14 protein-coding genes are annotated in these 17,606 nt (G+C 70.7%); 8 read left to right on the plus strand and 6 right to left on the minus strand.

Annotation, left to right across the window (positions count from 1 at the left end; genetic code table 11):
- Positions 1 to 3 precede the first annotated feature (3 nt).
- The gene (locus P3102_RS37450) at positions 4 to 1,119 is read right to left on the minus strand and encodes an FAD-dependent monooxygenase (protein ID WP_276365386.1); all 1,116 of its coding nucleotides are present in this window, start codon (positions 1,117 to 1,119) and stop codon (positions 4 to 6) included.
- Positions 1,120 to 1,189: 70 nt separating this feature from the next.
- Between P3102_RS37450 and P3102_RS37455 the strand changes: the two genes are divergently transcribed.
- Together P3102_RS37455 and P3102_RS37460 are read left to right on the plus strand one after the other, a co-directional pair.
- Positions 1,190 to 1,870, plus strand: a complete 681-nt coding sequence (locus P3102_RS37455) for a TetR/AcrR family transcriptional regulator (RefSeq protein ID WP_276365388.1) — start codon at positions 1,190 to 1,192, stop codon at positions 1,868 to 1,870.
- A 63-nt stretch (positions 1,871 to 1,933) separates the two neighbouring features.
- Complete coding sequence (locus P3102_RS37460) at positions 1,934 to 3,112, plus strand: serine hydrolase domain-containing protein (RefSeq protein ID WP_276365389.1); 1,179 nt, start codon at positions 1,934 to 1,936, stop codon at positions 3,110 to 3,112.
- A 92-nt stretch (positions 3,113 to 3,204) separates the two neighbouring features.
- On the opposite strand, the gene P3102_RS37465 is transcribed toward P3102_RS37460, so the two are convergent.
- A complete protein-coding gene (locus P3102_RS37465) occupies positions 3,205 to 3,666 on the minus strand; it encodes a MarR family winged helix-turn-helix transcriptional regulator (RefSeq protein ID WP_276365391.1) in 462 nt (153 codons plus the stop codon).
- A gap of 170 nt (positions 3,667 to 3,836) precedes the next feature.
- Here P3102_RS37465 and P3102_RS37470 point away from each other — a divergent pair, with 170 nt between their 5' ends.
- Positions 3,837 to 4,607 (plus strand): class III extradiol ring-cleavage dioxygenase, encoded by a 771-nt coding sequence (locus tag P3102_RS37470; RefSeq protein WP_276365392.1) that lies wholly within the window; start codon positions 3,837 to 3,839, stop codon positions 4,605 to 4,607.
- On the opposite strand, the gene P3102_RS37475 is transcribed toward P3102_RS37470, so the two are convergent.
- Complete coding sequence (locus tag P3102_RS37475; protein WP_276365394.1) at positions 4,604 to 5,770, minus strand: MFS transporter; 1,167 nt, start codon at positions 5,768 to 5,770, stop codon at positions 4,604 to 4,606. The two genes, P3102_RS37470 and P3102_RS37475, sit on opposite strands and share 4 nt — an antisense overlap.
- A 91-nt stretch (positions 5,771 to 5,861) precedes the next feature.
- Here P3102_RS37475 and P3102_RS37480 point away from each other — a divergent pair, with 91 nt between their 5' ends.
- Entirely contained in the window at positions 5,862 to 7,073 is a 1,212-nt protein-coding gene (locus P3102_RS37480; RefSeq protein ID WP_276365395.1) for an ROK family transcriptional regulator, read from the plus strand.
- A gap of 123 nt (positions 7,074 to 7,196) precedes the next feature.
- Here P3102_RS37480 and P3102_RS37485 read toward each other — a convergent pair whose 3' ends face one another.
- Together P3102_RS37485 and P3102_RS37490 are read right to left on the minus strand one after the other, a co-directional pair.
- Positions 7,197 to 11,177, minus strand: a complete 3,981-nt coding sequence (locus P3102_RS37485) for a PE-PGRS family protein (protein WP_276365397.1) — start codon at positions 11,175 to 11,177, stop codon at positions 7,197 to 7,199.
- A 192-nt stretch (positions 11,178 to 11,369) separates the two neighbouring features.
- Positions 11,370 to 12,398: a hypothetical protein gene (locus tag P3102_RS37490; RefSeq protein WP_276365399.1), complete on the minus strand. Its 1,029-nt coding sequence runs from the start codon at positions 12,396 to 12,398 to the stop codon at positions 11,370 to 11,372.
- Between the two features lie 269 nt (positions 12,399 to 12,667).
- Between P3102_RS37490 and P3102_RS37495 the strand changes: the two genes are divergently transcribed.
- From P3102_RS37495 to P3102_RS37505, 3 genes are read left to right on the plus strand one after another with little or no spacing between them, the layout of a single operon-like run.
- Positions 12,668 to 13,864, plus strand: coding sequence for an AI-2E family transporter (locus tag P3102_RS37495; RefSeq protein ID WP_276365400.1), 1,197 nt, complete (start codon positions 12,668 to 12,670; stop codon positions 13,862 to 13,864).
- The gene (locus P3102_RS37500; RefSeq protein ID WP_276365402.1) at positions 13,861 to 15,027 is read left to right on the plus strand and encodes a DUF5931 domain-containing protein; all 1,167 of its coding nucleotides are present in this window, start codon (positions 13,861 to 13,863) and stop codon (positions 15,025 to 15,027) included. The genes P3102_RS37495 and P3102_RS37500 overlap by 4 nt, the downstream gene beginning before the upstream one ends.
- Positions 15,024 to 15,683, plus strand: a complete 660-nt coding sequence (locus P3102_RS37505; protein ID WP_276365403.1) for a response regulator transcription factor — start codon at positions 15,024 to 15,026, stop codon at positions 15,681 to 15,683. Before P3102_RS37500 ends, P3102_RS37505 begins: the two co-directional genes overlap by 4 nt.
- 11 nt (positions 15,684 to 15,694) lie before the next feature.
- On the opposite strand, the gene P3102_RS37510 is transcribed toward P3102_RS37505, so the two are convergent.
- The gene (locus P3102_RS37510) at positions 15,695 to 16,726 is read right to left on the minus strand and encodes a hypothetical protein (protein ID WP_276365406.1); all 1,032 of its coding nucleotides are present in this window, start codon (positions 16,724 to 16,726) and stop codon (positions 15,695 to 15,697) included.
- 84 nt (positions 16,727 to 16,810) lie between these two features.
- On the opposite strand from P3102_RS37510, the gene P3102_RS37515 reads away from it, so the two are divergent.
- Positions 16,811 to 17,473 (plus strand): DUF1707 domain-containing protein, encoded by a 663-nt coding sequence (locus P3102_RS37515; protein WP_276365409.1) that lies wholly within the window; start codon positions 16,811 to 16,813, stop codon positions 17,471 to 17,473.
- Positions 17,474 to 17,606: the final 133 nt, after the last annotated feature.

The raw sequence follows: 17,606 nt of genomic DNA on the forward strand, positions 1-17,606 counted from the left end.
GTTTCACTCCGGCTGGAAGAACGCGAGCATCTTCCGCGCGGCGTCCGGCGCCGTCAGGAGTTCGTGGACCCGTGCGGACATCCGGGCAGCGGCGCTGGTGCGCTCGAACATCTCGCGTTCGTATGCCTTGACGGCGGTCGGGAAGTCGCCGGGGTGCGCGGCCAGCGCGAGGCCGAGCAGGGCACCGTCCAGCAGGGCCATGTTGGCGCCTTCCCCCACCGCCGGCATCAGGTGCGCGGCGTCGCCGACCAGCGTGACATCAGGGTTCGCCTGCCAGGTCAGGCCCACCGGGAGAGCGGCGATCGGTCGCGGCACGACCGTGTCGTCGCAGGCCGCGATGAGCGCGGTGAAGCGGGGGTCCCAGCCGTCGAGCTCCTCGATCAGCCGGGTCCGGGCGGCGGCCGGGTCGTCGAAGGGAATCCCGCTCGTGGTCAGCCAGTCCTCGGCGGTGCCGTAGAAGCTCAGGCCGATGCGGACACGGCCGTCGCCGTTGCGCTGCGCGGCCAGGGATTTCCCGTCGCCGAGCGCCCAGTAGGTGCCGCGCCCGACCATCGCCGCGAGGTCGGGATGGGTTCGATCGATGTCGGAGATGCAGAGCTCGACGAGGTTGTGGCCGAGATGCGCCGGGCGGGCGTCGGTGAGCAGCGCGCGGACCCGGGAATTCGCTCCGTCCGCGCCGACCAGCAGGTCGTACGCCGCACGGGTCCCGTCGGTGAAGTGCAAGACGCCGTCGGCGGCGGAGGCGAAAGCGTGGCCCCAACGCACGGTGTCTTCGGGCAGGGAATCCAGCAGCAGGTTTCGCAGGTCGGCTCGATCGACCTCGGGCCGCGCGAACGGCGCGTCGTCGGGCGTGTCCTCCTGCAACAGCAAGGTGCCGTCCGGCTCCAGAAGGCGCATGTCCTGGCCTTCACCGCGGGCGATCGTCCGGAATCGGTCGATCACCCCGGCCTCGCGCAGCGCCCGCTGACCGGTGTCGGCGTGGATGTCGAGCATGCCGCCCTGGCCGCGCGCGTCACGCGATGGTTCGCGTTCATAAACGGAAGCGTCGATCCCTTTGACGTGCAGGAGGCGAGCGAGCGCGAGGCCGCCGAGGCCCGCGCCGACGATGGCGATGGTCATGACCGTTCTCCTTCGATACACCGTATTGATCAATACACTGTATCGAACGATGCGTTGTATTGTCACCGGCATGGTGGTGTGGGAGCGGCCGGAGCCGCCGGATCGGCCCGCCCTGGCTCCGCTCAGCCGGGAGCGAATCGTGCGGGCGGCGATCGAACTCGCCGACGCGGACGGCCTGGACGCGGTCTCGCTGCGCAAGATCGCCACCGCGCTGGACGTCGGCCCGATGCGGCTGTACGGCTACATCGCGAGCAAAGAGGAGCTGCTCGACCTGATGGTCGACGCCGCCCACGCCGAGATCCGGCCCGCCGGAACCGGCTGGCGGGAGGTGCTGCGTTCGCACGCCGAAGCCATGCGGCACACCGTGCACGAGCACGAGTGGCTCGCCGACCTCCTGGGTGGCCGCCCCCAGCTCGGGCCGAACGCGCTGGCCGCTGGTGAAGCCGTGCTGGCCGCGCTGGGTGACCTCGGCGTGGACGCCGTCATGCCCGTGGTCTCCGCCGTCAACGCGTACACGATCGGCGCGGTGCGCCGGGAGATCGCCGAGTGGCGCGCGGAACGCGCCACCGGGATGGACGAGAAGCGCTGGCAGGCCGCGCTCGGGCCCTATCTGGAGCGATCCTTCGCCACCGGTGAGTTTCCCGCGCTGGCCAGGGCGGTGCGTGACGCGGTCCATCTGGATGCCGACGAGACCTTTCGGGTCGGCCTCGATCTCCTGCTCGACGGCATCGAGGCCCGCGTCTCGCGCTGATCGAGACTCCCGTGTCAGCGCCGTGACCGTCTCGTGTCAGCGCGGCCCGCGAACGTGGTCGTCATGACCAAGACATCGAGGACTTCCCGCCGAATCGGCCTCACCGCGCTGGCGGCCGCGCTGCTGACGGGCGTGGCCGTGCCGACGGCCTCCGCCGGGCAGGACCGGCCGGAGCTGCGGCAAGCCGTCCAGGAGTTCGTCGACGCCGGGTTCGGCGGGATGCAGCTGCGCGTCCGGGACGAGCGGGGCGAATGGACCGGCAGCGCCGGAGTACGCGAGCTGGGCGGGACCGCGAAACCGCCGACCAACGGTCACTTCCGGGTCGGCAGCACGTCGAAGAACTTCACCGCGACCCTGGTGCTGCAACTGGTGGCCGAGGGCAGGATCGGGCTCGACACCCCGGTCGCCGGGTTCCTTCCGCGGTTCGGGCTGGACTCGCGGATCACCGTGCGGATGCTTTTGCAGCACACCAGCGGGCTGTTCAACCACACCGGCCAGTACAACCCGGACGGGACGGTCACGCCGGGCATCCCGTGGGCGGGCAAGGAGTGGGTGGACAAGCGGTTCCACACCTATCGGCCCGAGGAACTGGTCCGGCTGGCGGTGGCCAAGTCGCCGGTGTTCGAGCCGGGCGCGCGCTGGGACTACTCCAACACCAACTACGTGGTGGCCAGGCTGCTGGTCGAGAAGCTCACCGGCCGCCCCTTCGCCGAAGAGCTGGACCGGCGGATCCTGCGGCCGCTCAAGCTGCGTGGCACCTTGTCGCCGAACGCGTGGCCGGGGATGCCCGAGCCGTACGCCCACGCCTACTACCGCTACGAAGACGCCGGCCAGTGGAAGACGATCGACGTCACGCACCAGAACCCGTCCTGGATCTCCAGCGCCGGAGACATGATCTCGACGACCAAGGATCTCCAGACGTACTTTTCCGTGCTGCAGAGCGGAAAGCTCCTCCCGGCGTGGCTGATGGCCGAGATGCGCAAGACGCACCCCGGCAGCGAAAGTCTTTACGGCTTCTACGGTCTGGGGCAGTTCACGCAGGACTTGGGGCCGGGCTGCGCCGGCCCCATCCTGAACCACAACGGCGGCAACAACGGCTACGGGTCGCTGATGTACAGCACGCCCGACGGCGGCAAGACGCTGACCGGGTCGATCACCGCGGGCGCTCCCGAAATCGATCCCGTGCCGTCGTACCCGGCAGCACTGAACAAGCTGCTCAAGACGGTGTTCTGCGGCAAGTGAGCACGATCCGGTCAGCGAGTTCGCCGGGGCGTTCGATGACGAACGCCCCGGTCGAGCGCACTGTTCCGTGACCCCGGCGGCGACCTGGCCGACTACTTCGCGCCGAGCGCGCCGTAGTTCCGGACGAACGCGGTCAGCAACCGCGCGAACTCGCGGCGGTCGTCGTCCGGCCAGTCCGCCATCGCCTCGGCGAACACCGAGCGGCGGAATTCGTGCATGCGCGTCACTTCGGCGCGGCCGGCCTCGGTGAGCACGAGAACGGCGCGGCGGCCGTCGCGCTGATCGGCTTCGCGCCGGAGAAACCCGCCCTCGACCGCGCGCGCGACCAGACGGCTCGCGCGCGGCTGGTCGATGCTCAGCGCCGCGGCGAGACTGGTGACGGTACCCGGCTCGCCACTCTCCGCGGCCGCCTCGACGGCGTCGAGAAGTCCCTGTATCGCCTGGTCCGGCATTGTTTCGGCGCGGTCGCGGGCGAGTTTCGACAGTGATCGCCTCGCCTGGCTCCGCCGGACGGCGATCATCGCGCGTTCCACGTCGGCCACGGCGTCCGTCATCACTCGTCCTCACTGTGCATGTGCTTCTGCATGCAGTTGCCATCTACCTGAGGAGTATCCCTGAGGCCCATCGGATTCCAGTTCACGCACCTTCACCGGGCCCGTGGGAATAAGGCGACACCCGGCGACGTCTGTCCTAGTAGTTGAAAATTCAAACAACTGGAGCCGACATGACACCGGTGCTCTACCTCAGCCACGGCGCGCCGCCGCTCGCCGACGACGCCACCTGGACCCGCCAGCTCGCCACCTGGTCCGCCACCCTCGAAAAGCCGAAGGCGATCCTCATCGTCTCCGCGCACTGGGAAGAGGCACCGCTGACCCTCGGTGCCACCACCACGGTGCCGCTGGTCTACGACTTCTGGGGCTTCCCGGATCACTACTACCAGGTGAAATACCCCGCGCCCGGCGCTCCCGAGCTGGCGGACAAGGTGCGGAAGCTCCTGCGCTCGCCCCAGACCCCGATCCACGACGCACCCGACCGCGGGCTCGACCACGGCGCGTACGTCCCGCTCGTGGAGATGTATCCGGACGCCGACATCCCCGTGCTCCAGGTGTCGATGCCGTCACTGGACCCGCAGGAGCTTTTCGACCTCGGCCGGAAACTCGCCCCGTTGCGCGACGAGGGCGTGCTGATCATCGGCAGCGGGTTCTTCACCCACAACCTGAACGCGCTGAGCCAGACCGACGGCACCGACGGGGCGCCGCCGTCGTGGTCGAGCGAATTCGACCACTGGGGTGCGGAAACGCTGCGGCAGGGCGACCTCGACGCGTTGCTGGACTTCCAGCACAAAGCCCCCGCCGCGGCCATCGCGCACCCCAGGATCGAGCACTTCGCGCCGCTCTTCGTCTCCCTCGGCGCGAGCTCGTCGGAAGGAAGGGGCGAGACCGTCATCGACGGCTACTGGTACGGCCTCGCCAAGCGTTCCCTCCAGTTCGGCTAACGGGACCGAAGGACACCGGCGCCCGCCACCAGGCCGAGCGCCAGCACCGTGACCACGCCGAACGACACGGTCAACGACGTCAGGTCGGCGATCCCGCCGATCAGCGACGGCGCGACGAGCCCCGAGGAGTAGGTGATGGTCGCGACGCCCGCGATCGACTGGCTCGGCGTCGGCCCGCTGCGTCCGGCCGCGGCGAAGGCGAGCGGAACGACGACGGAGACACCGAGCCCGATCAACGCGAAGCCGCCCATCGCCATCACCGGATGGGCGGCGAAAACGACCAGCAGACCCCCCGCCGTCGCGAAGACACCGCCCGCGCGGACGGTCTTGACCGAGCCGAAGCGCCGCACCAACGCGTCACCCGAGAGGCGGGCCACCGCCATCGTGCAGGTGAACGCGGTGGTCGACGCGGCCGCGATACCCGGCGAAGTGCCGAGGACGTCACGCAGGTAGACGGCGGACCAGTCGAGGCTCGCCCCCTCGGCGAAAACGGCGCAGAACGCGACGGCGCCGATGATCACGGCCGACTTCGGCGGCAGCGCGAACCTCGGCGGCGGATGCTCGTCGGGGGCGCTGCGGACGTCGAACACGCCCTGGCAGAGGATCGCACCGGCGACGGTGAGCACGGCGGACACGAGCACGAAGTGGATCCGCGCGTCCAGAGCCGCATGGGCGGCGAGCGTGCCCGCGGCGGAACCGACGAGCGCGCCCGTGGTCCACATGCCGTGCAGTCCCGACATGACCGACTTGCCCATCTTCTCCTCGACGTCGACGCCGAGGGCGTTCATCAGCACGTCCGAGGTCCCCGCCGCGGTGCCCATGACGAACAGCGCGAGGCACAGGGTGACGAGGTTTCCCGCCAGGGAAGGCAGGATCAGCGCCAGCGTCCAGTAGGCGAGAAGCAAGCGGAGCCCCAGCCTGCCGCCGAGCCGGTGCCCGATCCGCGCGGCGAGCGGCATGGTGAGCGAAGCACCGATGGCGGGGAAAGCGAGCGCCAACCCGAGCTGGCCCGCGCTGATCCCCGCGTGTTCCTGGATCCACGGGATCCGGGTGGCGAAACTGCCGGTCACCGCGCCGTGCACGGCGAAGACGGCGGCGATGGCGATCCGCGCCTGCCGCACTCGCCGCGTCGGTCCGCCGACGGTTTCCACTGTGTTGGTCACTGGGCCCCCAAGGTCCATGAGACGACTCGACAGGTGTGAGCGTAAACTATCAGGAAGGGGACCTGATAATTAATTCTGGGAGGATCTGCCGGTGAGTGTCATCCGGATGCCGTCCGCCTCCCCGAGTACCGCGCGTGCCATCAACGACCGCCTCGCGCTCGACCTGCTTCAACGCGAAGGTTCGCTGACGGCCGCCCAGCTCAAGACGTTGACCGGGCTTTCCCGGCCGACGGTGGCCGACCTCGTCGAACGTCTGCGGGACGCGGGGCTGATCGAGATCGTCGGCGAGGCGGGCGCGGACCGCCGCGGCCCGAACGCGAAGCTGTACGGCATCGTCGCCGGCCGCGCGTACCTCGCCGGGCTCGACGTCCGCACCCACGGCATGGCCGTTTCGGTCGCGGACCTCCTGGGCCGCACGCGCGCGGAGGCCTCACTGCCGTTCGAGCTGGACATCGAGACCGACATGGCCGTCGAGCGGGCGATCGCCCTACTGGAGACCCAAACCGCCCAAGCGGGCGCGACAGCGTTGCACACGATCGCCGTCGGCGCTCCCGGACTGGTCGACCCGGCGACCGGCGGTCTGCGGCCCGCCGGGGGATTACCCGCGTGGCACGGGAAACTCGTCGACGAACTCCGGCGACGGCTGGGTGTCCCGGTGTTGCTGGAGAACGAGGTCAACCTCGCGGCCGCCGCCGAGCAACGACTCGGCGCCGCCCGTGATCGGGACACGTTCGTCCTGCTGTGGCTGGGTTTCGGGGTCGGCGCGGCCGTCGTCCTCGACGGTTCGCTGCGGCGGGGCGCGTCGGGCGGCGCGGGGGAGATCGGGTTCCTGCCGATGCTGGGCCCCGGACGGCTCCCGACGGCGACCGACTGCGACGGCGGCTTCCACACCCTCGCGGGCAGCGCCGCGATCTGCGACCTCGCGCGCGAACACGGCATCCCCGCTTCGTCGGCGGACGACGCCGAAGCGGCCGCAGCGGCTGTCGGGTACGCGATCGACGAGGACGCCGGGGTCTTTCTCGAGATCGTCGCCGAGCGGATCGCGATCGGCGCCGCCGCGGTGACCGCGGTACTGGACCCGGGCTGTCTCGTGCTGGGCGGGGAGGTCGGCCGCGCCGGTGGCGAAGCGTTCGCTGCCAGGGTGAGCCGCCGGCTCGCGGAGATCTCGCCGCTGCGGACCGAGGTGCGGGCGGGGACCGTCGGCGGGAGCGGGGTGCTGGAAGGCGCGGTGCTCACCGCGATGGGCGCCGCCCAGGACGCGCTGTTCACACCGGGGGCTGAAGGGAGCTTTCCCCGCATGTGACGAGATGAAGGGCGCTTTCACCGCAGGCGATGCGGGAAAGCGCCCTTCAGCGGACGAAGCGGGCCCGGGAGTGTCTCCCGGGCCCGCTTCGGTTCATTCAGTGGCGTCAGCCGACTGGCGCGTTCACTTGGTGTGGAACTTCTTGCCGGTCAGGGTGCCGATGAACCGCTGGAACAGGCTCAGCGGCGACGAGTCGGCCCCCGCCAGCGCCGGGACCTGCGCGTTCGGCATCGCCGGGGCGTTGCTCACGACGGGCAGGGTGCCCGTGGTGGGCAGCTGCACCGGCAGCTTGCCCGCGACCGGCAGATCACCGGCGGTGGGCAGCGCGTCCGCGGTCCGGAGCCGCACCGGCAGCTTGCCCGTCACCGGCAGCGTGCCGGCGGTCGGGAGCTGCACCGGCAGTTCGCCCGCGACCGGCAGGGTGCCCGCGGTGGGCAGCTGCACCGGCAGCTTGCCCGCGACCGGCAGGGTGCCCGCGGTGGGCAGCTGCACCGGCAGCTTGCCCGCGACCGGCAGCTTGCTCGCGATCGGCAGCTTGCCCGCGACCGGCAGGGTGCCCGCGGTGGGCAGCTGCACCGGCAGCTTGCCCGCGACCGGCAGCTTGCTCGCGATCGGCAGCTTGCCCGCGACCGGCAGGGTGCCCGCGGTGGGCAGCTGCACCGGCAGCTTGCCCGCGACCGGCAGGGTGCCCGCGATCGGCAGCTTGCCCGCGACCGGCAGGGTGCCCGCGGTGGGCAGCTGCACCGGCAGCTTGCCCGCGACCGGCAGCTTGCTCGCGATCGGCAGCTTGCCCGCGACCGGCAGGGTGCCCGCGGTGGGCAGCTGCACCGGCAGCTTGCCCGCGACCGGCAGGGTGCCCGCGGTGGGCAGCTTGCCGACGACGGGCAGGTCGCCAGCGGCCGGGAGCTGCACCGGCAGCTTGCCCGCGGTGGGCAGGTCACCGGCGGTGGGCAGCGTGTCCACGGTCCGAAGCTGCACCGGCGACTTGCTCGCGACCGGGAGCTTGCCCGCGATCGGCAGCTTGCCGACGACCGGAAGCTTGCCGACGAGAGGCAGGTCACCAGCGGCCGGGAGCTGCACCGGAAGCTTGCCGACGAGGGGCAGGTCGCCGGCGACCGGCAGCTTGCCCGCGGTGGGCAGCCCGTTCAGCACCGGGAGGACCGGCAGCTGCGCGACCTTGGGGGCGTCCGCGCGAGTGGCACCACCGGGGAGCCCTGGGGTCTTCGGCAGGCCCGGGGTCTTCGGCAGGGCCGGGACACCGGGCAGCTTGGGCAGTTCCGGCTTGGGCAGCGCCTTCGGAGCGGCGATCAGCTGCTTCAGCGCGGTCTGCCCGGCCATCTGCACCGGCAGGTTGGCCCGCTGGGGACCGTTGGCGCCGACCACCCTGCCGATCGCCGGGGTGGTCGGCAGGGTGCCGACACCGTTCAGCGAGGGAACCGCAGGAGCACCGAAGGGCAGCGCGGGCAGCGCGTCGATCGGCAGCTCCGAACCGAGCGGGTCGGTGAAGATGCGGGTGTAGTCCTCGTCGTTGATCTCGGTGTCGTCCGTCGAGTTCTCGTCCGCGAGCGCGAGCACCGGGATTTCGAGCTCGTTCGCCGGGATCACGAAGATCAGCGGGCGGTGAGCGTTGAAGCCCGAGAGGGCATCTTCGCTGCCGTCGGTGCTGCTGCCGCCACCGGTCTGGCCGGTGATGACGCTGTCCGCGTCGGTCTTGGACACGCCGCCGACCCCCGCGATGGCGTCGCCGAACACCTCGGGGTCGACCGCGGCCGGGATGTCGAGGATGTCGCCCGAAAGCGATCCGTCGAGACCCGAGGTCTCCACGTCACCGCCCGAGATGGCGTCGACGGTGTTGGAGCCTTCGGCGTCGGCGAGGCCGGCGGCCGAGACCGCGTCGTGCGTGATCGGCACGATCGGCAGGGCCTGCGCGCCGATGACGTTGCCCGAGACGGCGCCCTCGTGACCGGTGGTGGTGGCGTCGCCGCCGGCCGCCGACAGGACGTCGCTGACGCTGTCGCCCTTGGCGATGCCCGCACCGGCCACGCCGTGCCCGGTGAAGGGAACCGCTCCGCCGATCGGCGTCTGGACGATGTTGCCCGCCAGCGCGCCTTCTTCACCGTTGGCGGTGGCGTCGCCGCCCGCGTTCGAGTCGGTGAGGTTCGTGCCCTCACCCGACGCGACCCCGCCGAGCACCGCGGCGAAGTTGTGCGCCTGGACCGGCAGGGAGACCGGGCCGTAGACCAGGTTGCCCGAGCCCGCGCCGCCGTCACCGGTCGCGTGGACGTCGTGCCCGGCGTTGGACGTGGTGTCGCCGTCGGCGGCACCGTGGCCCTGGCCGACGAGCGCGCCACCGACCCCGAACGCCTGCACCGGCAGCGAAACCGGCGTGGTGGCCAGGTTGGAGCTGAGGAAGCCGTTGTCGTCGGCGGTGTTCCCGCCGCCACCGGCGGAGACGACCTTGGTCTCGTCGGCGGTGCCGGAGCCCTGGCCGACGAGCGAGCCACCGACCCCGAAGACCTCGGCCGGAACAGCGGCCGGGAGCTGGACGATGTTGCCCGAGCCGGACGAGTCGTTGCCCGTGGTGCCGTCGTAGCCGCCGGCGGTCACGGTCTTGGTCTCGGTCGCCCGTGCGACGGCCTGTCCGATGTGCGAGCCACCGACGCCGTAGACCTCGGGGGCCAGGGCGGCCTGGGTGTTGACGATGTTGCCCGCGAGGGTGGAGTCGTCACCCGTGGTGTGGCTGCCGTTGCCGGCGTTCGCGTCGACGGTGTTCTCGCACGACGCGGCGTTGGCGTTGCCGATGTAGCTGCCCGCGATGCAGGTCGCCTCGCCAGGGGCCGCCACGGCCGGGTCGACGATGTTGCCGCTGCCCGTGGAGCCTTCACCCTCGGAGCTGACGAAGCCACCGGCGTCGACGACGCTGGAGTGGTCGGTGCCGCCCTTGGTGCCGGTGTTGGCGAGGCCGACCCAGCCGGCGGCCACGCTGCCGACGTTCGCGACGTCCGCGGTCTGCGGAACGACCGCGTTGCCCGCGAGGAACGAGTCCTCGCCCTCGGTCTGCACGTAGCTGGGGACGTTGCTCCAGCCGCGCTTGGTGTCACCGGCCTGCGCGTCCGCCGAGGAGCCGCTGTTCGAGTTCGCGAGCGAACCGTGCGCGGCACCGGCGTTGTCGTTGGCCTTCACCGGGAGGGCGATCGGCACCGCGCCCACGTTGCCGCCGAGGGAGGAGTCGTCACCGTCGGTCTCGACCCAGCCGCCGGAGGTGGCGTCGGTCTCGGCCTCGTAGCCGGAGCTGTTGGCGTTGCCGATGATCCAGGAGGCGGCGTTGCCGGAGACCTGGACCGGGGTGGCGAACTGGCCTGCCAGCACGTTGCCGGACAGGGCGGAACCCTCGCCGTCGGTGGTGATGTTGCCGGTCTCGGTGGTGCTCTGGCTGGCGGAACCGCCGACCACGCGGCCGGTGCCACCGGCGAGCCCACCGGCGTTGCCGGCGATCTGCACGGGCAGCGCCCAGTCGAGGGACACGACGTTCCCGGCGAGGCTGGAGTCCTTGCCGGTGGTCTCCACGTCCTGGTTGTGTGCCCAGGTCTGGTCGTGCGAGCCGCCCTTGACCTCGGCGTCGCCGATCACGCCGACGGCGTTGTCGACGACCTGGATCGGGACGACGACGTCACCGGCGGCCTTGTTGCCCTTGAGGATGTCGTCCGTGGTGGTGAAGCCGCCCCCGGTCAGCCCGCCGCTGATCTGCCGGGGCGACTCCTTGGCGGCCAGCGGCGCGGGAACGGCGCCGGTGGTCGGAAGCTCTCCGCCGATGCCGTCGATGCTGCTGCCCGGCGAGGAAACCGAGTGCAGCGCGTCCGAACCGGGCTTGGTGACGGCCTTGGTGCCGACCTCGCCGCGGTAGCCGGGGAGGTCGGCCTGGCCGAGGGGGGTGCCGATCGCGTTGTTGTCGATCTCGATGGGAACGGTGAGGTTCGCGTCGAGCGGGGAGGCCGGGAGGTCGGGGTTGACCTGTTCGTCAGCCGAGGCGATGCCAGTGCCCAGCATCAACAACCCACCCGTGACCAACGCGGTCTGGAGTCCGCGCTTTGCCCAGGATTGCATGGGGTTTTTCTCCTTCATTTCGGGTTCCCTTTCGGGTTCGAAGAGGTGCCGTCGACGCGGCACCAGAGGGGGTGGAGCGAATGCGGGCGCACGAAAGCGCACCGCCGTTTCGCGGGAATCAGGAGCGGACGCGAAGCCGAGCCCGGAATCGGGAGGCGTGAGGCGCGTCGGCTACCCCGCGGAGGGAGGTGTTCAGTCGGGAGTGACGCCGGGCTGCGAGCCCGGGGTGAGCGGCATGTACCGCGTGCCCGCCGGCGAATAGCCGGTCAGGGACCGTTCGACGGCGGCGGTGACCCAGGCGGGAACGCCGTGGTTCAGGCCGTCGAGGTGACCACCGGGGGCGTTGCCGCCGCCGGGGACAGTCGGGAGGGAAGGCGCGGCGGGAAGCGGCGCCGGGGTGAGCGGACGCGGGAAGTCGCCGTGGTGGCCGTCACGCGAAGGAACGTCCTCGATCTGGTCGAAGGCACCGTGCTGCGGCACGAAGGCCGGCATCGGGAGGACGGTCTCGGCGGAAGCGGGGAACTGGGTCGTCGCGAGCTGCGCGAAGTCGGTGACCTGCGCACCGGCGCCGAGGGTGTCGAGCGGGGACTGTGGGTCGAGCTGGCTGCCGCGAACCGGGAGCTCCGGAACGAGCTCGCCGTGCCCGCGCGGGTCGAGGAACTCCCAGACCTTGCGGCCGAAGTCCTGCGCCCCGGGCGAGGGGGTGAAGGTCTCGTCGAGCACCTGGCGGGTGTCCTGCGGTTCGCGCACGATGTGCTCGACGGCGCCGAGGGTGCGCTTGACCGGGGTGATCACCGAGTCGTCCGCGAAATCGGTGACCGCGTCGCTGACGCGGGCGGAAACCTCGTGCTCGTCGGCGCGGATGTCACCGCAGTGGTGCTTCACGGGAGCGGGTCCGGTCTCGGCCGGCATCGACCACGTGGTGGCTTCCTGGTGCCGGTCACCGCACATCGCACCGGCGACGCCACCCGCGAACTTCGAGGCGCCTTGGGAAACGTCGGTCAACCCTGCCGCGGTGGCGTCGGTGACCGGGGTGACGCTCGTCCCGGGAGTGGAGATCACCGGGGCGGACGGGACGACGTCGGCCGAAGCGGAGGCACCGGAAACGACCCACGCGGCGGCCGAACCGGCGACGGCACCACCGACGACGAACAACGCACGCGAAGCGAGACGGCCGAAGCGCGCCGCGCCCCGCCCCTCGTTCTTCGCCGCGTTCGCCACTCGGTCTCCTCGCCTCGGTTCGTCGTTGCGAGACCGACATAAGCAAAGTGCGGAAGCCCGGCGCGACTCCGAAGCACCTTGATGGCACGATAGTGTGAAGAACACACGGTGTAGCCCAAAATCACAACGAGTGATCGACGCTGGCGGCACCGGGTTACTTCGGAGTTGATCTTCCCGAGGTGTGTCAAGCGTCGCATCGGGCGAATTCGCCGTGTGCGCGTCCCCTCGAATGTCCAGGAAACGTCGCCTCGGACCGATACGGTGAGCCCGTGAGCGAGCCCCAGCGCAAACAGCCGGAATTCGATCCGGCGAACCCGTTCCTCTCCGAGTCCACCGAAGACGTGACCATTCTCGTGCCCCGCGGCCTGCGGATCGGCGCGGCGTTGTCGTGGCGTTTCATCGTGGTGATCGCCGCGCTCTACGTCATCGTGTTCCTGATCGGCTATCTGTCGGTCGTCGTGATCCCGCTGTCCATCGCGTTGCTGCTCGCCGCGCTGCTCGCGCCGGCGGTCTCCAAGCTGACGACGCTGAAGTTCCCTCGCGGGCTCGCGGCCGGGATAGTGCTGATCGCCGGGCTGGCGGTGCTCGGCGGGTTGCTGACGTTCGTCGTCGCGCAGTTCTCCTCCGGCCTGCCGGAGCTGCAGAAGCAGCTGACGGAGAGCCTCAACCAGATCAAGGTCTGGCTCATCGACGGGCCGCTGCACCTGCGCCAGGAACAGATCCAGGAGTTCATCAACCAGGCGATCAGCTTCCTGCAGAACAACCAGGCGTCGATCACCACCACCGCGCTCACCACCGCGGGCACGGTCGGCGAGATCGTCACCGGCTTCATCCTGACGCTGTTCATCCTCATCTTCTTCCTTTCCGGCGGCGACCAGATCTGGTCGTTCCTCGTGCGCAGCGTGCCGAGGCGCGTGCGCAACCGGGTCGACGTCGCCGGGCGGCGCGGGTTCGCGTCGCTGGTCAGCTACGTGCGCGCGACGGCGGCGGTGGCCGTGGTCGACGCGGTCGGCATCGGCGTCGGACTCGCGATCGTCGGTGTGCCGCTGGTGATCCCGCTGGCGACGCTGGTGTTCCTCGGCGCCTTCATCCCGATCATCGGCGCCGTGATCGCGGGCGCGGTCGCGGTGCTGATCGCGCTGGTGACGAAGGGCATCGTGGGCGCGTTGATCGTGCTGGCCATCGTCATCGGCGTCATGCAGCTGGAAAGCCACGTGCTGCAGCCGATCCTGCTCGGCCGCGCGGTGAAACTGCACCCGCTCGCCGTGGTGCTCGCGATCACCGCCGGTCTGGTCACCGCCGGGATCGCCGGCGCGCTGCTCTCGGTGCCGCTGCTCGCGGTGCTCAACGCGGGAATCCGGTCGCTGCTGCACGAACACGATCCCGATCCGGCCGAAATCGACGTCCTGCGGGATCAGGCGGCGCAGCCGAACGATTCCGGGGAAGAGCCCGAAGCCGAGTCATGACCGAGATCCCGCTCTGGCGCGCCGTCTCGGCGCTCGGCACGCGGGACCCGGTCACGCCGCTGTGGCGCGGGGTGATCGTGCTTCGGGTGACGACGCTGCTCTTCGCGCTCGGCTCGTTCGTCGTCCACTACGACGGTTACGCGAACAAGTGGCTCGCGTGGACCGCGTTCGGCGCGATGACAGTGTGGACCGTGCTGAGCAGCGTGTTCTACGCGCGGCCGTCGAGCCGCTGGCCGTGGCTGGTCGGCGTCGACCTCGTGGTCACCGCCGCCCTCATGGTCACGTCGGCGTGGATCCTGACCACGGCGCAGTTCGAGACCAGCACCCCCCTCATCACGACGGTGTGGGCGGCCGTCCCGCCCGCGGCCGCCGGCACGCGGTTCGGCGCGGTCGGCGGCGTGCTGGCCGGACTGGTGGTCTCGGTGGTCACCGGGCTGGTGCGCTGGCGGTTCGACGTCGACGTCGCCAGGGACGGCTTCCTGCTGACCGCGAGCGGGTTCGTGATCGGGCTCGCCGCGACCATGGCCCGCCGGTCCGCCGACGCGTTGACCAGGGCGTTGCGCATGGAGGCCGCGACGGCCGAACGGGAGCGGCTCGCCCGCTCCATCCACGACAGCGTCCTGCAGGTGCTCGCGCGGGTGCGCAAGCGCGGCGCCGAATTCGGTGGTGAGGCCGCCGAGCTGGCGAAACTGGCAGGCGAGCAGGAGATCGCGCTGCGGGCACTGGTCACCACCGAGCCGACGCATCCGAGTGAAAACGGGACCACCGACCTCCGGGCCGCGCTGCAACTGCTCGCGACGCCGTCCGTGCAGGTGTCGACCCCCGCGGGCGAGGTCCAACTGCCCGAGCACGTGACCGCGGAACTGGTGGCCGTGGCCCGCGAGGCGCTTTCGAACGTCGAGAAACACGCCGGCGAAGACGCGCACGCCTGGGTGCTGCTGGAAGACCTCGGCACCGAGGTCGTGGTCAGCGTCCGCGACGACGGCCCCGGAATCGCACCCGGCGTGCTGGAACGAGCGGCGGCCGCGGGACATCTAGGTATCGCGGAGTCCATCAAGGGACGGGTGCGGGACCTGGGCGGGAGCGCCGCCCTGGACACCGCGCCCGGCCAGGGCACGGAATGGGAAGTCAAGGTTCCAGTCGCGGCGAGGGGAAAGCGATGACCGGTGAGGCTCAGGTCTCGGTGATGGTGGTCGACGATCATCCGATGTGGCGGGACGGGGTCGCGCGTGACCTGGCCGAACACGGCTTCGACGTGCGGGCCACCGCGCCGGACGCGCCCGCCGCGGTGCGGATCGCGCGGACGGTCCGGCCGGACGTCGTCCTGATGGACCTCAACCTCGGCGAGACGTCGGGAGTCGACGCCACGCGCGAGATCACCGCGGAACTGCCGTCGACGAAGGTGCTGGTGCTGTCCGCGAGCGGCGAGCAAAGCGACGTCCTCGAGGCGGTGAAGGCCGGCGCCTCCGGGTATCTGGTCAAATCGGCTTCGGCGAGCGAACTCGTGGACGCGGTCAAGCGGACCGCGGCGGGCGACCCGGTGTTCACCGCCGGACTCGCCGGGCTCGTCCTCGGCGAGTACCGCCGCATGGCCGACGCCCCGGACGACGGGCCCGCGCCGCCGCGGCTCACCGAACGCGAGACCGACGTCCTGCGCCTGGTCGCGAAGGGGATGACGGCGCGGCAGATCGCCGAGAAGCTCGTGCTCTCGCATCGGACGGTGGAGAACCACGTCCAATCCACGCTGCGGAAACTCCAGTTGCACAACCGGGTCGAACTGGCTCGCTACGCCATCGAACACGGGTTGGACATCGAGTAGCACCGCGCGGGTCAGCCCTGCGCGATGGCCACGACCCGCTGGTTCCGCTCGACGGGCAAGGGTGTCTTGACGACCGTCCACCCCGGCCGATCGAGACGCCAGTTGGCGACGACGTCGGTGGCGATCACCAGATCGTCGCTCTCGGTCCATTCGATCGCGGCCCGCTTGAGCTCGGTCGCGATCGGCGTCGAGGGCGCGTGCGTCCAGGTCAGCGTGTCGAGGGCCAGCACCCAGACGTCCGCGGTCTGCGTCGCGGTCCCGGCCCAGGCGGGGTCACCGAACAGCACGGCGATCCTGTAGCCGTCGCGACTCGGCATCGCCGGGCCCGGTGAACCGTTGGGCACCGGCCGGCCGACCCGCGTGCGCTGGTTGTCGCGCAGGTCGAGCACGGAGAACTCGGTGAGCTCGGCCAGCAGCATCCGCTCTTCGGTGATCGCCAGCACCCGGGGGAACTGGTGCAGGGCGCGGCCGGTGGCGGGGTCGATCAGCACGTCCTCGGCGCCGGCCGTCCCGCTGTTCACCGTGATCAGCAGGCCCTTGGGCACCTCTTGGCGAACGGCTGTCGTGCAGCTCGCCGGACGGCCGCGATCGCGCTCCGCGCCGAGCAGGGAGACGTACTGGAGGCGGCAGAGGTCGTTGCCGTCGTCGCGGATCAGCCAGACGCCGCTCTCGTCGGCGGCCGGGGCGACGCTGCGGGCCTTGCCCAGTTTCCACGGCTGGTTCCGGGGATCGCCGTAGACGAGGACTTCGGACGGCTCCACGCAGGACGGCCCGCAGCGCGCGGCCGACAGCACGACCGGGAACTCGCCGACGCGGAGGACGTCGTTGACCCGGTCCCCGGCCGGGGCACCCGGAAGCGGGGTGGTGGCGCCAGTGGCGGGATCGAGCACCGAAGGCGGCGAAGTGGCCATGACGAGCCGGAAACCGCTGTAGTCCACCGGTGCGCCTTCGAGCTTCGACGGCGGTGGTGGCGACGGCAAGGGAGCAGGAGCGGGTTGCGGTGTGGCGTCGGTGCAACCGGCCGGCAGGAGGACAGCCACCATCAGGGCGGCACAGGGGAGAAATGCGGGTCTGTTCAGGGTATTTCCCCGATCTCGCGCGGGATATCCGGTTCTACCATTCAGGACATGGGTGAGGAAGAGCAGCCGGCGACCGAGACCAAGCCGTTGACCGGACGGGACATCCGGGTCTCCGACGCGGAGCGCGAACACGTCGTCGAGGTCCTGCAGAAGGCGATCGGCCTCGGCATGCTGAACCTCGACGAGTTCACCGAGCGGACCGACCGCGCCCTCGCTTCGAAGACCCGCGGGGAGCTGAACGCGGTGCTCACGGATCTGCCCGGGCTGGTGCATCCCGAGGCGGGAATGGTGCCACGGCAGCAGCAGAACCCGTGGTCACCACCGAGGCAGCACGCCTACGCGCAGTCGTCCGGGCAGGTGATGGAGCTCAACGGCAAGTACTCGGCGTTGCAGCGCGACGGGAACTGGCTGGTCCCCGAGTCGATGGTGATCCGGAACAAGTACGGCGCCACGAAGCTGGACTTCTCCCAGGCCGAGATCCGGCATCCGGTCGTGCACATCGAACTGCAGGCCAAATGGGGGCCGGTGGAGATCACCATCCCCGAGAACGGCGCCGTCGACACCAACTCGATCACCGACATCAAGTTCGGGAACCTCGACGATCGGACACGTTCGAACGGCCGCCCCGGCACGCCCCGGTTCGTCATCACGGGGCGCGTGCACGGGGGGTCGCTGATCATCAAGTACCCGCGGCGGGGCTTCTTCGGTTAGCCACCGACCGGGCGCACGTGCCGGAGGTGCCGGAGCACGAAGTACGCGACGGCGGCCGGCACCGGCGCGGCCGGCCCGGACACCGCGTGCATTCCGCTGGCGAACGCGCCGTGCGCGGGGAACCGCGTCGGCG

It is taken from the genome of Amycolatopsis sp. QT-25 (assembly GCF_029369745.1).
GTDB lineage: Bacteria > Actinomycetota > Actinomycetes > Mycobacteriales > Pseudonocardiaceae > Amycolatopsis.

What these genes read in the sequence shown, in the direction of transcription:
- P3102_RS37450 (WP_276365386.1), bottom strand. Translation starts at nt 1,119, where the DNA reads ATGACCATCGCCATCGTCGGCGCGGGCCTCGGCGGCCTCGCGCTCGCT.
- P3102_RS37455 (WP_276365388.1), top strand. Translation starts at nt 1,190, where the DNA reads ATGGTGGTGTGGGAGCGGCCGGAGCCGCCGGATCGGCCCGCCCTGGCT.
- P3102_RS37460 (WP_276365389.1), top strand. Translation starts at nt 1,934, where the DNA reads ATGACCAAGACATCGAGGACTTCCCGCCGAATCGGCCTCACCGCGCTG.
- P3102_RS37465 (WP_276365391.1), bottom strand. Translation starts at nt 3,666, where the DNA reads ATGACGGACGCCGTGGCCGACGTGGAACGCGCGATGATCGCCGTCCGG.
- P3102_RS37470 (WP_276365392.1), top strand. Translation starts at nt 3,837, where the DNA reads ATGACACCGGTGCTCTACCTCAGCCACGGCGCGCCGCCGCTCGCCGAC.
- P3102_RS37485 (WP_276365397.1), bottom strand. Translation starts at nt 11,177, where the DNA reads ATGCAATCCTGGGCAAAGCGCGGACTCCAGACCGCGTTGGTCACGGGT.
- P3102_RS37500 (WP_276365402.1), top strand. Translation starts at nt 13,861, where the DNA reads ATGACCGAGATCCCGCTCTGGCGCGCCGTCTCGGCGCTCGGCACGCGG.
- P3102_RS37505 (WP_276365403.1), top strand. Translation starts at nt 15,024, where the DNA reads ATGACCGGTGAGGCTCAGGTCTCGGTGATGGTGGTCGACGATCATCCG.
- P3102_RS37510 (WP_276365406.1), bottom strand. Translation starts at nt 16,726, where the DNA reads ATGGTGGCTGTCCTCCTGCCGGCCGGTTGCACCGACGCCACACCGCAA.
- P3102_RS37515 (WP_276365409.1), top strand. Translation starts at nt 16,811, where the DNA reads ATGGGTGAGGAAGAGCAGCCGGCGACCGAGACCAAGCCGTTGACCGGA.